We start from the raw sequence: 19076 nt of genomic DNA on the forward strand, positions 1-19076 counted from the left end.
GACCCAAATTGGGGATCGCCTCTCATTTTTATTTGCAGATTACTATTATTTAGTCAGTCTATTTTTTGATGTTCTTGCTTCAATTAACATTTTAATTTCCGCATAAGCAAACGCTCCTTGAGCAATTAATAGAAATATCTTATACCAAATAGGTACTTCAATAAAAAAGGCGATGATAAAACTTACAATACCAATTAACACTACTAGTCCACCTATAACGATTACACGTCTCTGATTCTTTTTAATTTGAATATTAGAAGAAGAAATGAGAATTACTTGGATAAGTAAAAGTAAAACGAATAACGATATATAAGTAATAAATCCAAAAATATATGACACACTAATCCACACTAGAATTAGGCCAATAATACTTAGCCACTTTGAAGAATCTCTAAAGAATTTCATATTACACCTCCTATTAATCAAGAGTCCGCGATTGTCGAAAGATTCCTAGACCTCTAAATTATAGTTTAGTACCCATAATAATTCAAACAAACACATTTAGAATACTTCCTAATCTTAAATTCCTTATAAATACATGAATCACTTTATCAACGATAGAAAACACCAGCAATAATTTAATATGAGATTACGATTGAGCGTGATGAAGTTATCAGCTGAATCAACCTGGGAATACACGCCAGTTAACGAGTGGCGACAAAAGTAGAAATGTAGAGTTCATTTAAGCCACTGTTCATGACATTCTAACAACAGCTGCAGGATGTACAAACGAGAATTTTAGCGAATTTTTTGAAGTACGTACTTTTTGTTGTATATAATACTTCTTATCTCAATACCTAATACAGTTATATCCCAATTATTCCACTTCAGCTTATACAATGTAACTAAATAATGGCTTGTTGACTTACAACTTGTTAGTGGTCTTTCAATCAAACCTAACTAAATCCTTATAAGCATTTATCGATTTCCATATATGCTCCTCATCCTTAATTCCTTCATGAACAAATAACTTTATTGGAAAAAAGATTCCTTCCATAATCGATAATCTAACATCCTCCACAAATTGTGTGTACGTGTATGCGCTCTTGATTTTATTGTTAATTGAATGAAAATACAGATCAAAAATACGTGTAGTCTCCTCACTGCCATGAAACAAATCGTGGATAAATAACATAACGAGATCCTCCGTACAAAGCCCAACCTTCACTGCTTCAGGATCAATGATGCACGGCCTTGAACTGCTGAACATCGGATATAATAAATTGCCAACATTTAGATCACCATGGATGCATGTTGTATTTTGATATCTGAATATAATTTATCAGATTCAATAGGTACTTCCCAGTCAGCTAAATTGTTATGTGTCGGGGTCAGATCTTCCATCAACAATATCCCTTCTTGTCCAACTGTATCATATTTATTAAAAAAGACTCTCGGAATGGAAGCAGCCATTTGTCTCACTTCCATTTTTCAGCATTCAGCAGGTTGAACTAACGTGTATAAATTCGCTTCCAACATTCCATCCACCTTCCAAAATATTGAATATTTCGTGCTGAGAATTCAAATAAAAAAGACAAATCACATATTAAAAGTGACTTGTCCTCCGGTGCTTCCACATATAAATTTGCTTAAAAAGAATTTAACGCTAAATAATACGTTTTATTTCCGCCAAAAAGTTGAACAGTCTGCCTTATCCAAAATATTAAACTCGATCATTTTTTCAAGTAATGAGAAATCAACGGGACTTTCCCACCGGATGCGTAACAACTGCTTGGTGTGATCATAACCTGCCTGCAATATTTCATCAGAAAAACGATTAATTCCTGCAATTTCAGGGGCAACCGCCAAATGATGTTTGGATACACTAAAACCAATAATAAAAGTCTCGTGATCGGTAAACATAGGCTGATTCCACGCAACTTTTGGCTTTAAATCAGTAAATTTTCCAGCTACCCAAGCTAAAACCTCTTCCATTCTTTCCCGATGTTGCGGGTTATCAATCTGCGCTAAATATTCTGCAAATACTTCCATGTCATTCTCTCCTAACAAAATATTTTCGAATATTCTAATTGATGTTACGTCATTCCAATTACATTCTCTTAGCATAATAATTAAACAGGAAGATTCCTAAGGAGATTTGAAAAACAAAAACACCACATAACACAGTGACTACAGTTTGATCTACTCCCATTAAACTAAATACAACAGTTAGAGCCATTAGGATGTAAAAGTTAACAATATTAGTTTTCCAACCCGCTTTTTCTCTTATTCTTATTTTCCGTTCATCATTAGCCTCAATTTTACTCATTCTAACTTTCTCATCATTCTTTATTTTGTTCTGGGGCTTATTAAGCCATAACGAATACACCATATTTCCTACTCCAAGCACTGCAAGGACTGAACCCACACCAATGAGCAAACCGGAAATTCCTTTTAGCTTCTCGTCAGTTAAAATAAATCCACCCATATAAACCATAATAGCACCTGCAATTGTTAAGAGCACCCATTTACTTGCCGTTTTCATTACCCAGCTCCTCCTCGTAAATGAAAATATCTTCAATACTCATTTCAAAAAACCGCGCAATCTTAAATGCAAGAATGATGGATGGGTTATACCGGCCATTTTCAAGTGAACCAATCGTTTGCCTGGATACTTCCAATTTATCCGCTAGTTCTTCTTGTTTAATGCCCTTTTCTTTTCTAATCTCTTCAAGCCTGTTTTTCAATATCTTACCTCCTGAAGCAATTATGGAAAGTTAACTTTCCGTAAGAATAATATATTGGATTATACATGTAAAGCTAACTTTCCATCACTGAAGTTGATTGCAATTTAACCCGTGATCTTTATAGGTGTAATGATTTAGGGCACGCCTTGTTGATACTACATCTGTAGAATCGGGCATGAAAAAACGCCACCCGTTAACTCCCTTATAGGAGTACGGGGTGACGTTGAGTGTTTCACGGGCGACAACTTATAAAAAAACACTTCAGTTAGCTTAGTCTGCCTCAAGAATATACCCTCGGAAAGTTTGCCTTTTGGATTGGATAAAAAAGTGTCATTGTCAGCAGAAAATAAAATATTAAGACTGTCTCTGTTTCATTGAACAAAAGTCTCCTGTTAGCTTAAACGACATTACGCACCGAGTTTAGCCTTGCAGGGGTGTCTGCTGGCGTAGATATGATTTAATAAGCTGTCGGCAGCTTCTTCGACTATAGATTCAAATTTTTCTCTTACTGACTATGGTTTATTAAATGAGCAATTTCTTTAACTCTCTCCATTGTAATTCCTTCTCTTTGTTCAACTGCAAGTGGATGATTCGTTTGTTCTAATTCTATTAACGGAACAGCACCAACCTCTTGTGTATGCACCATTGTCTTTAACGATAATGTAGTTATTGGATATATTGAAAGTTCAGTCGATAACCAACCAAAATAAGGTTCTTCCGTCTCCCTTCCTTCTACGTGCAATAATTCATTAGACTTCAGAAAGTTTTCTTCACTAAGAGAAACCCACACACTCCATATAAATTTCTCTTTGCTATCGATTATTGGTATTTCAATATGGCCTCTAATAAAGAAATGCTGTTCATCAATTACACAAAAATCTCTAATTAATTCTGTTCTTTTCTCTTCTGGTACAGTGTAAAAATAATATGGTGCTTCACTTCCGTAACATAAAGGAAGTTCACTTAATTCGTTGTTACAGTGAGGGCATTTCATGTTTTCTGCTCCTTATAGTTTCTCGCCGATTTCTTATAACGTCTTATTCGGGAACTTTGTGATAATTCCATCTTTTGAGTATTCGCGAAATTACTGAGTTATCCTGCCCCTTTACTTCAATAAAAACGGCAGCTGATCCTCTGATCGGCTGCCTTCTTGTTGCGATTAAACTATCGTGTCCCATTAGTTTAATCATATCAACTCTGAGATAAACATTGGTGTAGCTCCATCCTCTGTATTAAAGCCAAATTTATTATAGAAGACCACTGCATGAGGATATGAAATTAATACCTTTGTTTTACACCCTTTATATCTATCAAGCATTATATTCATCATTTCCTTACCTATACCTATACTCTGATAACTCGGATTAATAAGCATATAATGAAAATATACCGTTAAAACACCATCTGACAAAGCATTTATTAAACCGACAAGCTTTCCTCCTTCCCAAGCGGTAACAATTGAATGAGACCCTCCGATTGCTTGTAAAAGCTCGTTTGGATACTTGCCAGACTCCCATTCTACCGAAAGAAATAACTCTTGGAGTGCATCCTTAGTGATATCCTCTTTGCTTGAAGCGTAATAAATACTCACCGCTATACCTTCCTTTCATAAAACTAACTACGGCACACATCTGTTTTAAACTCCCATATTTCGATGGTTTTGCAATCCTTACGAAGCCATAAAATAATACCGACAAAGCAATTTCGAATTTATCAAAGTGAATAATCACTTTATTTACCTCAATGTACTATTAAAAATATGTATAGAAAATGGATTAACTGCAGTGGAATTTGTATTTATTCACATTAGAGAATTCATGAAAATACTTTTTTCACTTAAGCATACTATTCCTAAGACTTATAGCGTTAATCTGCCAGTTAGCTAAATAGATAACATTGAACTATAGTTAAATATTTAGCTAATCGGCGAAGTATAACGTTCTTGTCCTCAGCCTGGGGCAAGAAACGTGCTTCCTTAATCAAAAAAATCCGCTAAATTAGCGACTTTTAATCAAACAATTTTCTTTTTCTAAACCCTTTCCTTTGTATTTAATCTAACATGTGCGTTTCTTAATGAACAGTTGTATCTGATAATCCCACTGCAATATTCCAGTCACAATAATGTTATGAAGAACAAAATCTGGACACACATCGTATTCCGTCTTTGCCCTTTCAAGTAAATTTTGTAATACAGCATTCTTATTCTCTTCGGTACAGTTTGCACACAGATAGTCCCCTTCTGGTAGCACAGTCAACCCCTCTAAAGACATTTATTACTTTTTCAAGATTATTATGTTCAACTCTAATACTTTGTTGCATATCGCAATTTTTCTGCATAGAAGCTTAGGATTGGCATTCGTAGGACTAGCTATATTAAAAAAAAAATGATTTAATAAAGGAGCATTTTATAATGAAAAGTACTGCAAAAAAATTACTAACTACTATAGGCATATTGGTGACACTATTGATATCATTGGCAGGATGCTCCTCCCACTCCACTTCCATGGAGGAAAAAAATTACATCATCCCTGCCCAAAAGATTGATACCTTAACAATTGATGTAAAGGACAAAAAAATAACTATTCTCCAATCTAAAGATGAACAAATTCATATTGTTTACTATGAAAGTGAGAAAGATTTTTACAAGATAGATCTATCTGATGATAAAGAACTGTCAATGGTAAGTGTCAGTAATAAGGAATGGAACGACTATATCGGAGGAAAAGACTCGCAAGTAACCAGAACTATTCAGGTATGGATACCTGATACAACTTTAAAAAATTTGACATTAAAAACATCAAATGAAAATATTGTATTACCAACAATCGCGTTTTTAGGGACAGTGGAAGTAAACATAAATAACGGAAATATCCAACTGGACAAATTGAATGCAGGGACGGCTATAACCCTTGAAACAAAAAACGGAAATATTAGCGGTTCTATTCTAGGGTCATATGATGATTTCGCGATCTTAAGCAAGGTAAAGAAAGGAGATAGCAATTTGCCTGCCAATAAAGAGAATGGCTCAAAAAAATTATCTGCTTATACAAATAACGGCGATATTACCTTACAATTTTCTGAGTAGCCAGTAGTTAAATATTAGCTCGTATGAAGTCAGATACAATATTGAAAGGGATAACCCCTGTTTCACTTTTGAAACTTCTGGTCCTACCTCTTCGACTATTCCACCGGCCTATGAACGATACAATATCCCTCCCTCTTGTAATGGAAAAGCACCTTGATAAAGTTGTTAATCCGACCCGTAAATCGATTATCTTATGATGTACCCGAAGGCCAAAATATATAAGCTTGATAGTGAATTCCATCAAAATAAGGTATAAGCCGCATTACAGCGGCTTATACCTTCATGATTTTGTTTGACTGTTTTGAACCATCCTTTGGAACTGAATGTATCCGATGCATATAAAAAGTACTACTATCGATATAATTAAAATAATACCGTATATTGAATATTCAAACCATCCTGCCAGTTAGCTTAATGAAGCATCGTCAGTCTAATCGGGTTTTCATCTGTTTCATTTAAGGTTTCATTTAAGATCAACGAATTGGGATACGATTTAAGAAATGTTGATTCATCTACTTTTAAAAAAAACTCGCCTTCAAAAATTAGTTGATTCGTATTAGGCCCGATTTGATCTAAATTTCTTGCTATCTCCGATTCCTTAAAGATACTTTGTTTATCTGCTCGCAAGAACATGCCATGAGGTGTATATAGTTGACTATAATACCCTTTTGCGATTTTTGATTCTACGGATTCTACGTTTTTTACTGATTCTACGGATTCTACGGATTTTACGTTATTTGTTGAAAAATTAGTGTTAACAGGATTTTCAACTGTCTTATTTACGGTTTCCATTTCTGGATAGGTGTCTGCTTTTGAATTTGATATTAATGCCACTCCTGAAATAATAGTCACTGCAAAGGCTATTAAATATATTTTTTTAAACATATTATCCCGCCCTTTCTATACCAATAATTATTTCCTACTTTAAAACATTATATTCACTTAAATGTTGAACGAATGGATAAGGTCCGTAAAGGAAAAGATCAAACTATATAATGTATTATTTTCCTTATTTTATCATACTACCTTTTAAAGTGCATGTGAACATCAGTTTACTATAATATTAATTTCCTTACGCAATAATCTCCAATTCTCCTCTATGTAATATTATGTTCTAATAAGTCTTTTAATGTGTAGTCTACATGGACACAGATCAATCCACTTACAAAGAGTAGCCGAAGTATGGTGAAATTATTGAAGAACAGGTGCTTCGGTATCCTGTCCTTTGTTAAACTATTCTCCCTCTATGAGGAATCACTTTTCTCTTGAATGCTCGTAATATCTTAGGTTTCTGATTTTATTCGTTCAGTGCAGACGACTTCATGGTGGAATCAAGTTGAAATCGAAGAAAATGTTGGGATGAGGAAAAGCGCAAAAGAACATTTCCTTAACCACACCCTGAAGAAAGTGGTTATCTAGGAAAAGTATGGTTGCACTTATGGATCTCCACATTCCTCATGGAGGTCAACCCTCCCAAGTCTCACAGCCTAGCTCCCACATTCCTTCATTCAACCTGTCCATGAGGTGGAGGTCAGATATGCTGCCTGACAGGATCTTCGTCCGTATGATAGTTTCGTTCCGACTCATCCGTGCTTCAGTTGTCTGTATCTCACTGTTTTGGTTCGAACGCTAATGAACTACTGTTTCGTTATGCTGCCGTACTTAAAACATTGAATTGAGGGATATCCTCCCGTTAGTTTAATAAAAAGAACGCTCCCGCGCCTTCGCTTGGGCTGCGTCCTCCTCATTATATTCCATTTCCAATTACCTATTAAAGAACGTACGCGGGTAGCACACCATCAACATATTCACAAAATTAAATATCCTCGTCGAATAACCAGTTTAAATCAACATTAATTTCTTTCCTTAATTCTTTTAGAGTTTCGGCAGAGGGTTTAGTCTTTCCCTGCTCAATTTCACTAAGTCGGCCTTGTGAGATCATCTTCCCCCATATAAAAAAAAAGATAAAGCCGCCCTGTATTTTCAGGACGGCTCTAGATGTCAGTGTTGCTGTTCCACACTCATTTTATTGCAATTTTGTTACTCAAAACAATACTTTAATGTTCAGAACAACACATTAATGTAATTAGTCAAACAACTGTACTTTTACATCACCAATTCTACTCCACAGTAACACTCTTCGCCAAGTTACGTGGTTTATCCACATCATGACCCAGCGCAAGAGAAGCATAATAGGACAATAATTGCAGAGGCACTACGGACAAAGCTGCTGTCAGCATTGGAAGTGTTTTAGGAATCACGAACACTTGATCAACTGATCTAAGCAGGTCAGTTAAATGCTCTTGGTGCGTGATTGCCAGCACATCTGCGCCACGAGCTTTCACTTCTTTGATGTTGCTGACGGTCTTCTCAAGTACAGCTTCCTGAGTTGCCAGGGCAATAACTGGAACACCTTCTTCGATCAGAGCCAATGTACCGTGTTTCAATTCACCTGCAGCATAAGCTTCGGAGTGAATATAAGAAATTTCTTTCAGCTTCAAGGATCCTTCTTGAGCAACAGCGTAGTCTACGCCACGGCCGATGAAGAACAAGTTTTTGTGCTCAGAAATTTGTTCAGCATAACCTTTGATCGCTTCTTTTTGAGCTAGGATCTCTTCTACTTGCTCTGGTAGAGATTGCATAGCTGCAAGAATCTTAGTAACTTGTGCTTCGGTTTGTGTACCACGAACTTCAGCCAAGTAAAGAGCAAACAATCCAAATGCGATCAATTGTGAAGTGTAAGCTTTGGTCGAAGCTACTGCAATTTCCGGACCCGCCAAGGTTACCAACACATCGTTTGCTTCCCGAGCAATAGAGCTGCCCACTACGTTAGTGATCGCCAATACGTGTGCCCCGTTAGCTTGCGCTTCACGCAGAGCTGCCAAAGTATCTGCAGTCTCACCGGATTGGCTGACTACGATAACCAAAGTTTCTGGAGTCACGATTGGTGAACGGTAACGATATTCCGAAGCGATATCATTTTCAACTGGAATACGAACCAAAGATTCGATCATAGTACGTCCTACCACACCTGCGTTGTATGCCGTTCCGCAAGCAACGACTTGAATGTTACGAATGTTCTTGATTTGTTCTTCAGTCATGTTCAGTTCAGGCAATACAACCTTGTTACCTTCGGCATTGATACGACCACGCATGGTGTCGCGGTAAGCCTTAGGTTGCTCGTGTATTTCTTTCAGCATGAAATGCTCGTAGCCGCCTTTTTCTGCGGTAACTGCATCCCAATCGACAGTAATCATTTCCCGAGAAATAAAGTTGCCTTCAATCGTCATCAATTCGACAGCATCTCTTGTCAGCACAGCCATTTCGCCGTCGTTCAAAATATATACGTTACGGGTATATTCAAGCAGTGCCGGAATATCTGACCCGATAAAATTTTCTCCTTCGCCAAGACCGATAATGAGCGGGCTAGCTTGACGCACAGCCACCAGTTTATCTGGCTCATATTCAGTCAGGACACCTAATGCAAACGCACCACGCATGAACGTAATCGCTTTTTGTACAGCCTTCACGATATTTCCGTCATATTCGCGAGCAATCAGATGTGAAATAACTTCTGTATCGGTTTCAGAGACAAAGTGGCATCCGCCAGCGATCAGCTCTTCTTTCAGATCCAGATAGTTTTCGACAATACCGTTATGAACTACCGAGAACTTCATGCTGTTATCCGTATGTGGATGTGAATTCTCATCGGATGGTTTACCGTGAGTCGCCCAGCGTGTGTGTCCGATACCCGCGCTACCTGCCAGCGGGCTGTCTTCGAGCTTCGACTGCAGATTCGCCAAACGGCCTTGAGCTTTCACTACTTGCAGTCCTTCTTGGGTAAATACAGCAATACCAGCGGAATCATATCCACGATATTCCAATTTCTTCAAACCCTCAACCAAGATCCCCTGCGAATTCTGATTACCAATATATCCTACAATACCACACATTATAATTTCCCCCGTCCGAGTTATCGTAATGTGGCGGCATAAGGAAAGAAACGTGCCGTGCGGCATGTTTTTGAGAAAAAGCAAATATTCTGTTGTATTTTAGGATCAACAAAATAAACTGTCACTTACATTCTAATGTTCATGAAATGCACAGCCTTCTCCTCTGCCGTGGCAGAAATAACGTGTTTCCTTCTGATGCGCGCACACATGAATAATATAATTTGTTGCACCCATGAAAACGTTGTGTGAAAGGTCGCCCTTTCATTTTCCGTATCCATTTACGGCTCTGGTGCATCACCGGGAGGTCCCCGCCGAACATTTCGAACACCTCCACCTCGTCAGCTTACGTCTGCCGTGATCCGTTCAAGCCATAGCCTACATAACAAGTAAGCAGCTTTCCCTTCTCCCCCGCGCTAGACCAAGCTCTGGCGCTTGCTATTGCTAACCTCACAATCCCCGCTTTCCTTCTAGAATGACACTTAATCTATTATATGCACCTTGTAGTACTTTGGCAATGGCGCATCAACCTAAATTTTACAAAAGCAGTTCAAACGATCCAATCCTAAAATAAAATAACACTGGTGCAACGAGTTCGAATCGCTCCCGCACACTGCACCAGCCTTATAGTTAGGGTAATGGATTATACCAATTCGCGTTGAACTACTTCCACAATTTGATTCACATAAAGATCTAGATCTGACTTATCTGGTCCCTCTGCCATAACGCGGATTAGAGATTCCGTACCTGACGGACGTACAAGCACACGGCCATTGTCACCTAGCTTACCTTCCACTTCAGCGATAGCCGCTTCTATAGCCGGGTTATTAGGGTAGTTAGTCTTATCCTGTACACGAACATTAACCAGCACTTGCGGGTATTTAGTCATCATACTCTTAACTTCGCTAAGCTGTTTGCCTGTAGCCTTAAGCGTATCTACCAGCTGAATAGCTGTAAGAATACCATCACCAGTTGTATTGTAATCCAGGAAAATAACATGTCCAGACTGTTCTCCGCCTAGATTAAAGCCCCCACGACGCATTTCTTCCATAACATAACGATCCCCTACAGCTGTCTTAGCAGTATTCAGGGATAATTTCTCGGTAGCTTTATAGAATCCGATGTTACTCATAACGGTTGATACAATCGTGCTATCCTTCAGCTTACCTGCACGGTTCATGGCATCACCACAAATACAAAGGATAAAGTCGCCATCAACTTCATCACCGTTATTATCAATAGCGATCAGGCGGTCAGCATCTCCGTCAAAAGCAAGTCCCAAATCGGCTCCATGACGCAAGACTTCTTCACGCAAAGTCTCTGGATGTGTCGAACCAAATCCATCATTAATATTCAATCCATCTGGCTCAGCCCCGATAGAAATAACCTCAGCGCCAAGCTCTCTGAACAGTCTTGGAGCAAGCTCATACGCTGCGCCATGCGCACAGTCCAGTACAACCTTGATTCCCTTAAAGTCCTGAGAAATGGTAGTTTTCAAATACTCCAGATAAAGATACTTAGCATCATTATCTACGGTAACCATACCTAAACCCGAACCGATAGGACGTGGCAATTCATCTACCTCAGCATCCATAAGCTCTTCAATGCGCAGTTCAGTTTCATCTGTAAGCTTGAAGCCATCCCCACCAAAGAACTTAATGCCGTTATCCTCTACAGGATTGTGAGAAGCTGAAATCATGACGCCTGCGTCTGCTTTTAACAATCTCGTAATATAAGCAACAGCAGGGGTACTCACTACGCCTATACGGATTACATCGGCTCCAATAGACAATAAGCCCGCTATCAGCGCGGATTCCAATAAAGGACCGGAAATACGTGTATCCATTCCGATAACAACCTTCGGTTTATCCAAGTTACCCGCTAGTACATATCCTCCACAACGGCCAATACTATAAGCCATTTCTGCAGTCAATTCACGGTTTGCTACTCCCCGCACACCGTCAGTTCCAAAATACTTCCCCATTATTTTTCTCCTTTGAATACGCTACGTTAGCTTAATGTACTATCATATGAATTGCATACTATTTTGGTGTACCTCTGGGCTCAAAAGATTACGTCCCGCCTGTACTTACAGGATTCTCGGAATTCGTACTTGTGTTAGCTGTGCCGTTATTCTCCGGATTGTTATCCGTCGGGACAGGCGTTGGTGTTGCTCCACCAGCCTCTCCACTATGCGTGGGCTTCTCCGTAGGTTCCACATCGCCTATAACAGGTTCAGAACTCGGCTCAGGAGTAGTCACACCCCCCGTATCTGGATGAGGCGTAGGGACTGGTGCTGCAGGCGATAGCAGCTGCACGGTCACAGTAAGTGGCACACCTGCATTGGCTAATGCGATGAACTTGGGTAATGATACCCGCAAAGAAACCTCGTGAGTTCCAGCTGAAAGTCCGCTAACATCAGCCACAACCCCTATATTTTTCTTATCAAGTTGATCAAGTAAAGCAGGTGCACCCTTTAAGGTAAGCGCAATTTCCTTGCTTGAAGGATTAACAATACTTCCTTCCAAATCATCCCCCACGCCTTGGAGCTTGATGGGTACCGCCTCAATCGTCCGCTCAGCAATTTCTGAGATGGTTAATGAAACATTCACAGCTTCTGGCATAACTTTCTCCGTTCCAGCCGGTGCCTTCAGATCAACCTTCACTTGTTTCGTTCCAGCAGAATCTATTGCACTAAGGTCGACTGTAGCTTCATAAGCAGATAAAGCTTTTAAAGCCTCTGCCTGTCCATACACTACGACCGTTTCCTGCTCAGGGGTCACTTTGGATAATACGAGTGAATCTGGAAGTTGCCCAGTAAAGCCAATCTCCAGCGGCACACTCTTAAAAGGTAAGGTAATCGGCAATTCCACAGATACAGTAGAAGGCTCAATTACAGCATTTTTAATTTCATTTCCATTATTATCATAAGCGTGTAGCTTCAGCTTTTTTTCTACAAAGGTTTCGTTCTCACCGTTAAGCTCAATAGTCCCTTGTATCTTGGCTACCTTGCTTAGTTCATTATCCGCAAGTGTCACTTTTACAGTATCTGTAGGCTGCAGGACAGGCGTGCCTATTTGATAGCCCGCTGCAGGTTTTCCCTTTGTAACCAATGTTATGGGAAAAGACTTCGTGTTTCGCGGTTCTACATGTACAGTAACCTCTTTAGGATTCATTCTTACCAGAGATACACCTTTGGGTAGTTTATAGTAAAGTGGCAATGTGGTGTCTCCAGGTTCAACCTTACTCAGATCAAGCATCACTTTATAGTCATCCGAGAACTGAAAGGAGATATCGGAATTTTTACCCGCTACCTCCAGACTGACACTATCGACAGCCAAGGGTTCAAGGACATATTTGTCCTCGTCAAGACCGGTCACTTCAATCTTCACATTCTCAATAGTTTTTGTTTTAATATCCACTGTTGTCTGTCCAGAAGGCGCAGTATCGACATGAACCATCGTAAACAAAATGATCCCAAACACAAGGGCCAGAATCTTATTGAAATTGTTATTGTTCATCCACTTATCCATGATTCTTGTCCCCCTTCCGTTTCCAGAAAGTTGAACCCTTCTCCTTCAGCGATGAACTTACACTAAGCTCTTGATGGAGCTTCGATATCATAGATTCTTCCTTAATGTCTCTCACGATCTGGCCATTGATCGCAAGGGAAATCTGCCCTGTCTCCTCCGAGACAATGACAGACACCGAGTCCGCAACCTCACTTATTCCTATAGCAGCCCGATGCCGGGTTCCCAGTTCTTTGCTGATAAAAGGATTCTCGGACAAAGGCAAGTAACAAGCAGCCGCAGCAATCTGATTTCCCTGCATAATAAGGGCTCCGTCATGCAGAGGTGTATTGGGAATGAAAATGTTAATGAGCAATTCTGAGCTGACCAGGGAACGCATGGGTATACCTGACTCTGTATATTCGTTTAGTCCCGTCTCCCGCTCAAAAACGATTAACGCTCCTATTTTTCTGCGAGATAAATAATTCACGGCTTTAATCACTTCGCCGATTAACTTACTGATCTCCTCATCACTTTCTCCAGCCCGTCCGAAAAATCTGCCCCGTCCAAGCTGCTCCAGTCCCCTTCGTAGTTCCGGCTGAAAAATGATAAAGACAGCTAGGACCCCGAATGTAAACATTTGATTCATTAGCCATTTAAGTGTATACAAGTCCAAGATTGTGCTTACCGCCCAAATCAAGACCAAGACCAGTATCCCTTTTAAAAGCTGAATTGCCCGCGTCCCGCGTACCATATTAAGCACTTTATAAATAATGTAACTGACGATTAGGATATCAATTATATCTTTAATGGAATCTTTCCATGTTAGCTCAGTAAAATAACTCATTGCCTAAAACCCCCGTCATTTCAAATTAGCTGGGTTTATGTAAAATGTCTGTTAGCTCTGTAACATATCTAGGTTATAACGTTCGGGCTTCAGTTGCAAGTTTAGTCCCTCAATCCTTTCCGAAACCACCCAATTTAAGGAAACAAAAAAGCGCCATCTTTCCGGAAAAAGAGGCGCTAATTAATATTCCTGCTCAAGATAACCACTGCCCGCATTAACGGTAGGCAACTTCAGAGAACATGTTCGTCACTTTATACCAGAACCAGCTTACTGCCTGGTCTATGCTTTTGACTTGCCCAGAAATATGAGCTGTTGAAGCCTGATATAGAGATCCGTCAATGACTGTCACGTTGCCGTTCACTTCTCCATATACCTGTGCTTTACCGTTCTCTATGGTAAGGTCTCCGGTAATTATTTTGCCGGAAGGTACAATTACAGTATCCCCTTTGATGACTACTTGATCCAAATCAACACCTCTAACTACAAGTTGTCTGTCTGGACTCCAAAAAGTTACGGTGCTCATCAGCATAACGACAAGGAATAGAGATGCCGCTGTAAGTGCAGGGTGCCTCTTGATCCAGGTAATAAAGGCTTTTTCTTTCTTAGTCTTTGGCAATGAACTCATTATCCGGCTCACAAGATCATCTGAAGCTACAGGATTCTGATGCATTAGGGAGAACATCAACATATCTGTCTGTTCCAATTCTTTAAACTTTGCACGGCAATCTGGACAGGATAGAAGATGCTCCTTCAATTCCCTCTGCTGCTGTTCGGGCAAGTCGTCATCCAAGTAGTCATGCATCATAGAGACGGCCAGTTTGCATTCCATAGGAGCCAATCCTTTCATGAGTGCTATTTAATTATCCTAAGACAAAGGGTCAGGACACATAAGACTTGCTTAACTTACATACGTCGCTCTCGAAAAGATGTTTCATAAATAAAATCTATTTTTACATTTTTGGGCCTAATTTTTTACGCAAAAATTCACGGCCTCGATGTACACGCGTCTTAATCGTGGTCACGGGCATATCCAGGACATCACTAATCTCCTGAAGGGACAGATCCTGCAGGTATCTCAGAATCATCACCGACCTGTATTTCACAGGCAGACTGTCAATCGCTTCATAGATTAGCCCCTGCGTCTCAGAGAGCAATAGTTCGGTCTCAGGTGTCACATTGTCGCTCGGAATCAATGAATAGCCATCAAGGCCCTCCTGATCGTTCATTTCAGCATCCAGCGAATAGGTTGGTTTTCGTTTACGCAATCTATCAATACAGAGGTTCGTTCCAATCCGGTAAATCCATGTGGAGAACTTCTGTTTATCATCATAACGATCCAAATTCCTATACACACGCAAAAAGGTCTCCTGAACAATATCCTCCGCCTCATGGCGATTGTTCAACATCCTGTAAGCTAAATGATATATTTTGTCTTTATATAGTTCCACAAGCTCGGCAAATGCCCTTTGGTCGCCCTTCAAGGCGAGCTTTGTCAATCTGCCTTCCAAATTCTCCACCTGTTAACTCCCCCAGACTTGCCGCCCTTGGTATTTCTTCGCAAATATCCACGGTACAAGCAATTAAATCGTAATTCAAGTTTGTGTAAAAATCAAGGATTGTATTGTAACCTTCTATGTAAACTGAGTTAATTTTTAGGAATAAAACACGGTGTGAATACGATAGCATTCTAAAGAATGTTGGACTTTCGGTCGCTGTTATCCTCTGATTTCCTGATTAGAAACCGCATATAGCGGTCGAAATCTGAGGATAAAGGCGAACGCTGGCGCTCCTACAGTTCCAAATATTCTCTACGCTGCTCCATCACCGAAGTAATAAGTGCCACGTTAATTACCTCCGATTACAACTCGGTTACTTGGGTAGGGTAATAAAGATATATCGGGTATGACTCTCCAATATTTAGGAACAAATAAAGTTCACAGCAGCAATATACAGTTTATGATCACAACAACTTGTATTAGGCAAAAAAAGTCCGCCCCAAATAGGGCGGACTTTTTGTTGTTAAGACTATATCAGCCGGTATTCCGAAGACCGGCGGCAATGCCGTTGATGGTAAGCAATACTTCGCGAAGCAGCTCGCTATCATCTCCATCAATTTCACGGAGCGCTCTAAGCTCAGATAGCAATTGAACCTGCAGGTAGCTAAGCGGATCAACGTATGGATTGCGGAGTCTGATCGACTCTTGAATCACAGGAACGTTATCCAGAATATCCTGCTGGCCTGTAATCTTCAGGATTAGCTCAGAGGTCAGATTAAATTCATCTTCAATCTGGCCAAAGATCCGTTGACGTGCTTCCTCGTTCTTGCCCATGCTGGCGTATTCCTTAGCAATGATCAAGTCCGCTTTTGAAATAGCCATTTGCAGCGTATCTATCAGTGTAGTAAAGAATGAGAAGTTCTCATACATATGTTGCATTATCTTCAGATTCTCTTCCTTACCCTCATAGAAACTCTGCAGTCCGGTTCCAGCAGCGTACCAGGCTGGGAGCAAATAACGGCTTTGTGTCCATGCAAATACCCAAGGAATTGCACGCAAATCTTCAAAACGGTCGCTGTTCTTCCGTTTGGAAGGACGGGAACCGATATTAAGCTCTCCTACCTCAGGCAGAGGTGTTGATTCTTTGAAATAAGTCAGGAAATCCGGATCACGGAAGATCAAATCCTGATATTTGTTCAGCGAGACCTCAGAAATACGGGCAACAATCTCTTCCCATTTCTCTTCATAAAGATCCGCTTGTGGCACTCTCGCACTAATTGCTGCTGTTACAAGCGCAGATGTCGCTTGCTCCAGACTGCGGTAAGCAATCCCTTGCATGGAGTAACGGGAGGAGATTACTTCTCCCTGCTCGGTAATCTTAATCCCGCCGCCAATTGTCGAAGCAGGCTGAGCAAGAATACTGCGGTTAAGTGGCATACCCCCGCGACCGAGCGCTCCACCACGACCATGGAAGAACTTCAGCTTGATTCCGAACTTATCCGCTGTCGCTGTAATTTCTTTTAGGGCAACACGCAGTTCCCAGTTAGCAGTAACCACGCCGCCATCTTTATTACTATCTGAATATCCAAGCATGATTTCCTGCAAATCATTCATTGCTCTTACCGCATCACGGTAGATCGGCATATTGAGCAGTGTGTTCATAATTTGCGGTGCTTCATGCAAGTCATCAATCGTTTCAAAAAGTGGTACAGCTTGCAGGGTACATACAACTGTACCGTCGTTATCCTTGCGGAATAGTCCTACCTCTTTGGCGAAGACCATAACCTCCAGAATGTCACTCGCAGCTTCAGCCATACTGATCAGATAACTGGTGATACATTGTTTGCCGTACTCTTCCTGCGATGCGAAGATCGTCCGGTAAACAGCCAGACACTCCTCTGTACTTTCAGTATACGTCTGGTAAGAAGAGGTCAACGGACGTGGATCATTCAGCAATTTCTCCAGCAGATCAATCTTCTCAATCTCCGTCAATTTAGAGTAATCCGGCGAAATGTTCATCTTCGCCAAAATTTCTGTCATGGCATTCTCATGTTCTTGACTGTGTTGACGCACGTCAAGAGTTGCCGTATGGAATCCGAACAGCTCCACTTGGCGGATTAGCTTTTTAATATAAGTATCGGCCACATAGTCGGCGTAGTGATGCCGTAGACTGCGGTCAATGACATTCAAATCATCTATGAACTCCTCAGGTGTAGCATAACGCTCAGGAGTATCTTTTTTCTCATCATCCAAAACATTTTGTGTCTTAGAGATCATGTAGCTAAGTTTAATACGGTAAGGTTCATTGTCATTGCGCCATTCTTCCATCTTGCCTAGGTTAATGATCTGACGATCAGCTTCGATGGATTCTACGAGCTCAGGCGTCACTTTAACAATACTTGTGCTAAAGCTTAGATATTTCATGAGTTCACGCATAATACGCTGATATTCACGAATGGCCAGCTTACGCTGCATGCGTAAAGTCTGCGCAGTGACTGTTGAGGTTACCGATGGGTTACCATCACGGTCTCCGCCAATCCATGATCCAAAACGCAAGTAGGTTGGCACATGCCAATTCTGTCCTGGATAATATTTGCTCAGACAGCGTTCAAGCTCTTGATACACGTCGGGCAATACATGGAAAATCGTCTCATGGAAATAATACATTCCATTACGCACTTCATCGAGTACTGTAGGCTTGCGGTCACGCAGTTCATCCGTTTGCCAAAGCGTAATCACTTCATTCAATAACTTCTCGCGAAGCTGTTCACGTTCACGGAAAGTTAAGGTAGGGTTATCAAGACCCATAACATCATCGGATATCCGTTTATGAATATCGAGAATCGCACGGCGCATAGCTTCCGTTGGATGTGCCGTCATTACAAGTTCCAGAGACAATCCTTCAATAATCTCGTTGACTTCCTCATGAGAGAAATCACGTTCACGAAGCTCTTGAATAGCGCTTTCTATAGAACCGGGTTGTACTGTCTCCCCAGCTGAACGTTCATAGTCACGTTTACGGCGAATCCGGTGGTTCTGTTCGGCAATATTCACCAATTGAAAATAAATGGCGAACGCTCTTATTACCTGATGACGGTTCTCCGGATCCAAAGAATTGATTAACTCCTTAAATTCACTATGCAGTTCAGGTAAAAATAGTGAGCGTAGCGATTTACTGGTCTCGCGGATCTTCTCCACGATCTCTAGCAGTTCGTTACCGCCTTGGTGAACCAAGACCTCTCCTAAAATGTTCCCCAAGAACCGTACGTCCCGTCGCAGCAGATTGTTAGAGTTGCTTTTGCTGACGGTAGTCGTAAGTTCGGTCATGCTGCTCCCCCCATTCTCTTCCGGATCAATGTGTTAAGTTTGTCTGTCTAAATATCGTCTATTAAAGCTTCCTCATATCATACAATAAAACCGTTTGAAAATCTGCAACTTTTTTGTGCTGTAAAGCGACACAGTACCTAAGATTATACACCAATTTCTGAATTTATACAGTCCT

18 protein-coding genes are annotated in these 19076 nt (G+C 40.5%); 1 reads left to right on the forward strand and 17 read right to left on the reverse strand.

Annotated elements, in window-relative coordinates:
- Positions 1 to 45: 45 nt before the first annotated feature.
- The 8 genes from MHI51_RS27255 to MHI51_RS27290 all read right to left on the reverse strand — a co-directional run bounded on the left by MHI51_RS27255 (position 46) and on the right by MHI51_RS27290 (position 4278).
- Positions 46 to 405: a hypothetical protein gene (locus MHI51_RS27255; protein ID WP_076220911.1), complete on the reverse strand. Its 360-nt coding sequence runs from the start codon at positions 403 to 405 to the stop codon at positions 46 to 48.
- Between the two features lie 481 nt (positions 406 to 886).
- Positions 887 to 1135, reverse strand: a complete 249-nt coding sequence (locus tag MHI51_RS27260; protein WP_081387643.1) for a hypothetical protein — start codon at positions 1133 to 1135, stop codon at positions 887 to 889.
- A gap of 98 nt (positions 1136 to 1233) precedes the next feature.
- Complete coding sequence (locus tag MHI51_RS27265; RefSeq protein ID WP_076221028.1) at positions 1234 to 1413, reverse strand: hypothetical protein; 180 nt, start codon at positions 1411 to 1413, stop codon at positions 1234 to 1236.
- A gap of 207 nt (positions 1414 to 1620) precedes the next feature.
- Entirely contained in the window at positions 1621 to 1992 is a 372-nt protein-coding gene (locus MHI51_RS27270; RefSeq protein ID WP_076277822.1) for an iron chaperone, read from the reverse strand.
- Between the two features lie 58 nt (positions 1993 to 2050).
- Positions 2051 to 2485, reverse strand: a complete 435-nt coding sequence (locus tag MHI51_RS27275) for a hypothetical protein (RefSeq protein ID WP_076129794.1) — start codon at positions 2483 to 2485, stop codon at positions 2051 to 2053.
- Positions 2469 to 2687 carry a helix-turn-helix transcriptional regulator gene (locus tag MHI51_RS27280; protein WP_036681352.1) on the reverse strand — a complete coding sequence of 73 codons (219 nt, stop codon included), beginning with the start codon at positions 2685 to 2687 and terminating at the stop codon, positions 2469 to 2471. Before MHI51_RS27280 ends, MHI51_RS27275 begins: the two co-directional genes overlap by 17 nt.
- Before the next feature lie 505 nt (positions 2688 to 3192).
- Positions 3193 to 3681, reverse strand: a complete 489-nt coding sequence (locus tag MHI51_RS27285; RefSeq protein ID WP_076208636.1) for a DUF2199 domain-containing protein — start codon at positions 3679 to 3681, stop codon at positions 3193 to 3195.
- A gap of 192 nt (positions 3682 to 3873) precedes the next feature.
- A complete protein-coding gene (locus MHI51_RS27290) occupies positions 3874 to 4278 on the reverse strand; it encodes a GNAT family N-acetyltransferase (RefSeq protein WP_076277823.1) in 405 nt (134 codons plus the stop codon).
- 819 nt (positions 4279 to 5097) lie between these two features.
- Here MHI51_RS27290 and MHI51_RS27295 point away from each other — a divergent pair.
- Complete coding sequence (locus tag MHI51_RS27295) at positions 5098 to 5772, forward strand: DUF4097 family beta strand repeat-containing protein (protein WP_076277825.1); 675 nt, start codon at positions 5098 to 5100, stop codon at positions 5770 to 5772.
- A 411-nt stretch (positions 5773 to 6183) separates the two neighbouring features.
- Here the strand turns inward: MHI51_RS27295 and MHI51_RS27300 are convergent, their stop codons facing one another.
- From MHI51_RS27300 to ppc, 9 genes are all read right to left on the reverse strand, one after another.
- Positions 6184 to 6657 carry a hypothetical protein gene (locus tag MHI51_RS27300; protein ID WP_405173398.1) on the reverse strand — a complete coding sequence of 158 codons (474 nt, stop codon included), beginning with the start codon at positions 6655 to 6657 and terminating at the stop codon, positions 6184 to 6186.
- A 931-nt stretch (positions 6658 to 7588) separates the two neighbouring features.
- Entirely contained in the window at positions 7589 to 7714 is a 126-nt protein-coding gene (locus tag MHI51_RS27305; protein WP_081383471.1) for a helix-turn-helix domain-containing protein, read from the reverse strand.
- 178 nt (positions 7715 to 7892) lie between these two features.
- Positions 7893 to 9725 carry a glutamine--fructose-6-phosphate transaminase (isomerizing) gene (gene glmS / locus MHI51_RS27310; protein ID WP_076277827.1) on the reverse strand — a complete coding sequence of 611 codons (1833 nt, stop codon included), beginning with the start codon at positions 9723 to 9725 and terminating at the stop codon, positions 7893 to 7895.
- A gap of 640 nt (positions 9726 to 10365) precedes the next feature.
- Complete coding sequence (gene glmM, locus MHI51_RS27315; protein ID WP_076129780.1) at positions 10366 to 11706, reverse strand: phosphoglucosamine mutase; 1341 nt, start codon at positions 11704 to 11706, stop codon at positions 10366 to 10368.
- Positions 11707 to 11794: 88 nt separating this feature from the next.
- Positions 11795 to 13255, reverse strand: a complete 1461-nt coding sequence (locus MHI51_RS27320) for a YbbR-like domain-containing protein (protein WP_081387644.1) — start codon at positions 13253 to 13255, stop codon at positions 11795 to 11797.
- Positions 13248 to 14078 (reverse strand): diadenylate cyclase CdaA, encoded by an 831-nt coding sequence (cdaA, locus tag MHI51_RS27325; protein WP_036681290.1) that lies wholly within the window; start codon positions 14076 to 14078, stop codon positions 13248 to 13250. Before cdaA ends, MHI51_RS27320 begins: the two co-directional genes overlap by 8 nt.
- 214 nt (positions 14079 to 14292) lie before the next feature.
- Positions 14293 to 14907, reverse strand: a complete 615-nt coding sequence (locus MHI51_RS27330; RefSeq protein ID WP_036681404.1) for a zf-HC2 domain-containing protein — start codon at positions 14905 to 14907, stop codon at positions 14293 to 14295.
- Between the two features lie 121 nt (positions 14908 to 15028).
- Entirely contained in the window at positions 15029 to 15595 is a 567-nt protein-coding gene (gene sigW / locus MHI51_RS27335; RefSeq protein WP_036681288.1) for an RNA polymerase sigma factor SigW, read from the reverse strand.
- A 513-nt stretch (positions 15596 to 16108) separates the two neighbouring features.
- Positions 16109 to 18901, reverse strand: a complete 2793-nt coding sequence (gene ppc / locus MHI51_RS27340; RefSeq protein ID WP_038573414.1) for a phosphoenolpyruvate carboxylase — start codon at positions 18899 to 18901, stop codon at positions 16109 to 16111.
- Between the last annotated feature and the right edge of the window lie 175 nt (positions 18902 to 19076).

Source organism: Paenibacillus sp. FSL H8-0260 (genome assembly GCF_045040625.1).
Taxonomy (GTDB): domain Bacteria; phylum Bacillota; class Bacilli; order Paenibacillales; family Paenibacillaceae; genus Paenibacillus_AQ; species Paenibacillus_AQ odorifer.

What these genes read in the sequence shown, in the direction of transcription:
- MHI51_RS27255 (WP_076220911.1), bottom strand. Translation starts at nt 405, where the DNA reads ATGAAATTCTTTAGAGATTCTTCAAAGTGGCTAAGTATTATTGGCCTA.
- MHI51_RS27260 (WP_081387643.1), bottom strand. Translation starts at nt 1,135, where the DNA reads ATGTTATTTATCCACGATTTGTTTCATGGCAGTGAGGAGACTACACGT.
- MHI51_RS27265 (WP_076221028.1), bottom strand. Translation starts at nt 1,413, where the DNA reads ATGGCTGCTTCCATTCCGAGAGTCTTTTTTAATAAATATGATACAGTT.
- MHI51_RS27270 (WP_076277822.1), bottom strand. Translation starts at nt 1,992, where the DNA reads ATGGAAGTATTTGCAGAATATTTAGCGCAGATTGATAACCCGCAACAT.
- MHI51_RS27275 (WP_076129794.1), bottom strand. Translation starts at nt 2,485, where the DNA reads ATGAAAACGGCAAGTAAATGGGTGCTCTTAACAATTGCAGGTGCTATT.
- MHI51_RS27285 (WP_076208636.1), bottom strand. Translation starts at nt 3,681, where the DNA reads ATGAAATGCCCTCACTGTAACAACGAATTAAGTGAACTTCCTTTATGT.
- MHI51_RS27295 (WP_076277825.1), top strand. Translation starts at nt 5,098, where the DNA reads ATGAAAAGTACTGCAAAAAAATTACTAACTACTATAGGCATATTGGTG.
- MHI51_RS27300 (WP_405173398.1), bottom strand. Translation starts at nt 6,657, where the DNA reads ATGTTTAAAAAAATATATTTAATAGCCTTTGCAGTGACTATTATTTCA.
- MHI51_RS27305 (WP_081383471.1), bottom strand. Translation starts at nt 7,714, where the DNA reads ATGATCTCACAAGGCCGACTTAGTGAAATTGAGCAGGGAAAGACTAAA.
- glmS (WP_076277827.1), bottom strand. Translation starts at nt 9,725, where the DNA reads ATGTGTGGTATTGTAGGATATATTGGTAATCAGAATTCGCAGGGGATC.
- glmM (WP_076129780.1), bottom strand. Translation starts at nt 11,706, where the DNA reads ATGGGGAAGTATTTTGGAACTGACGGTGTGCGGGGAGTAGCAAACCGT.
- MHI51_RS27320 (WP_081387644.1), bottom strand. Translation starts at nt 13,255, where the DNA reads ATGGATAAGTGGATGAACAATAACAATTTCAATAAGATTCTGGCCCTT.
- cdaA (WP_036681290.1), bottom strand. Translation starts at nt 14,078, where the DNA reads ATGAGTTATTTTACTGAGCTAACATGGAAAGATTCCATTAAAGATATA.
- MHI51_RS27330 (WP_036681404.1), bottom strand. Translation starts at nt 14,907, where the DNA reads ATGGAATGCAAACTGGCCGTCTCTATGATGCATGACTACTTGGATGAC.
- ppc (WP_038573414.1), bottom strand. Translation starts at nt 18,901, where the DNA reads ATGACCGAACTTACGACTACCGTCAGCAAAAGCAACTCTAACAATCTG.